Source organism: Erwinia sp. (assembly GCF_031978025.1).
Classification (GTDB): Bacteria; Pseudomonadota; Gammaproteobacteria; order Enterobacterales; family Enterobacteriaceae; genus Erwinia.
Window position 1 is genome coordinate 1 of the sequence record NZ_DALZCD010000410.1, and the last position, 2,513, is coordinate 2,513.

At 53.8% G+C, this 2,513-nt stretch carries 2 protein-coding genes; one reads left to right on the plus strand and one right to left on the minus strand.

What is annotated here, in order from left to right:
* The coding region (locus tag RTK32_RS21070; protein ID WP_312047341.1) for a FepA family TonB-dependent siderophore receptor at positions 1-1,514 on the plus strand (1,514 nt) is incomplete at its 5' end.
* 35 nt (positions 1,515-1,549) lie between these two features.
* Here the strand turns inward: RTK32_RS21070 and dacB are convergent.
* Positions 1,550-2,513 (minus strand): serine-type D-Ala-D-Ala carboxypeptidase (gene dacB / locus RTK32_RS21075; protein ID WP_312047343.1); only part of this gene is annotated, 964 nt, incomplete at its 5' end.

The window sequence follows — 2,513 nt, forward strand, 5'->3', positions numbered from 1 at the left end:
GGACCGGCACCTATGCTGATACCGTTCCGGCCGGGCGTGAAGGCGTGGTCAATAAAGACATTCACGGCAAGCTGCGCTGGGCATTCGCGACTCACCAGAACCTGGAGTTCAGTGCGGGCTATAGCCGTCAGGGTAATCTCTATGCGGGCGATACCCAAAATACAAACACCAGCGCGCTGGTGCAAAGCAAATATGGCGACGAAACCAATCGGCTTTACCGTCAGGATTATGCGCTAACCTGGACCGGCGTCTGGGATAATGGCATGAGTACGCGCAGCTACGCCCAGTACGAAAATACGCGTAACTCGCGCATCAACGAAGGCCTGGCAGGCGGAACGGAAGGGATATTTTCTGACAGCGGTTTTTCTACTATCGAACTCAATGACGTGTTGCTGCACAGTGAAGTCAGCATACCTTTTGAGTTTCTGATCAATCAAACGACGACTGTCGGCACCGAATGGAACCAGCAGCGTATGAAGGATGGCGCTTCTAATACGCAGGCTCTTTCTGGCGGTGCTATCAACGGCATCAGCAGCAGCAACCGCAGTCCTTACTCCTCAGCGGAGATCTTCTCGCTGTTTGCGGAAGACAATATGGAGCTGACCGACACCACTACGCTGGTGCCGGGCCTGCGCTTCGATCATCACAGCATCGTGGGCAATAACTGGAGTCCATCGCTAAATCTGTCCCAGATCCTGGCGGATGACTTCACGCTGAAGCTGGGCATTGCCAGAACCTATAAAGCGCCCAGCCTCTATCAAACCAACCCGAACTACGTGCTTTATAGCCGTGGGCAGGGCTGTGCTGCCAGCGCAGGAGCCTGTTATCTGATGGGTAACGAGGATCTGAAAGCAGAAACCAGTATCAATAAAGAAGTGGGTGTGGAGTACAAGCATGACGGCTATCAGGCCGGTCTGACCTGGTTCCGGAACGACTACCGCGACAAAATTGAATCGGGTTACGCGCCAACGGGCGCCACGGGCAGAACCGATATCTATAAATGGGAAAATGTGCCGAAAGCGGTAGTGGAAGGACTGGAAGGTACGGTTAACCTGCCGGTGACAGAAACCCTCAGCTGGAACAACAACCTGACCTATATGCTGCAAAGCAAAAATAAGACCACGGGCGATCGTCTGTCGGTCATCCCGCAATATACGCTGAACTCGACACTTTCCTGGCAGGCAACGCAGGAGCTGTCGCTGCAAACTACCTTTACCTGGTACGGTCGGCAGACGCCGAAGAAGTACAATTATAAGGGAGAAGCGGTAAGCGGAACGGAAAAATCAACGGTCAGCCCTTATTCCCTTTTAGGATTCAGCGGGACTTATGACGTGAACAAGTACGCCAGCGTGACGGTGGGCATCGATAACCTGTTTGATAAGCGCCATTTCCGCGAGGGCAATGCGCAAACCACGGGGAACTCGACAACCGGTGCCTATATGTATGGCGCAGGGGCAAACACCTTTAACGAATCAGGCAGGACGTATTACATGAGCCTGAATACGCATTTCTGATAAAAAGGGCAGGGGAGTTTCCCTGCCCCTTCTTTTTAATAATTTTGATAAATGTCTTTATACAAACGGCTTTCAAAGCGAACCAGCGGAATACGGCGCTGATTATAATTCTGCGGCGGTACCGCGTAGCCTGAAAGATATTGCACAAAGGCAACCCGCTTGCCGCTGGCGGTAGTAATAAAGCCCGCCAGGTTATATACGCCCTGTAACGATCCCGTTTTAGCCGAGACTTTACCGTCTACACCCGCCTCATGCAGGCCGCCGCGATAACGCAGCGTGCCATCGTAGCCTGCCAGCGGCAGCATAGAGATATAGTTCAGCTGCTGATCGTTTTGCGCAATATATTGCAAGACCTGCATCATGGTATCCGGCGCGATCAGGTCATGACGCGACAGACCGGATCCATCCACCTGAATGCTGTTACCCATATCAATATTGGCTTTCTGCCGCAGGATCTGACGGACAGCATCTGAACCTGCACGCCACGTGCCCGGCACGCCAAAACGCTCATGGCCGATGGTGCGGAACACCGTATCAGCAATCATATTGTCCGACTTTTTCAGCATGATCTTCAGCAGATCGTGTAGCGGTGCAGACTGGGTTTCAGCCAGCACGGTAGCCGGCGGCGTCGCCAGCGTCTGGCGCACCAGGTGTCCGGAATAGTCGATACCGGCCTGCTGCAGCTCTCCTTTCAGGATCGCACCGGCGTAGCTGGCGCCATCCTGAATAGCGAAAGCCAGCGGCAGAGGCTCGGCACGCTGGGTCATGCAGCCGGTCAGCGTAAAGCGGTTCAGCTCGCCAGGAACGACATCCAGCTCACAATATTGTGCTTCTGATGAACCACGCGCCAGCGTACGCACCTGGCTAAACATATTAACCGGATAAAAAGAAGCCACGCGAATAAAGGCTTTTTCACCGGGCGTCTGGGCGCTGTAAAGCGAAACAGAGAAACAGTTGCGATCCACGATAGCGGCGGCAGGTGGCGCACTGAAGCATTGC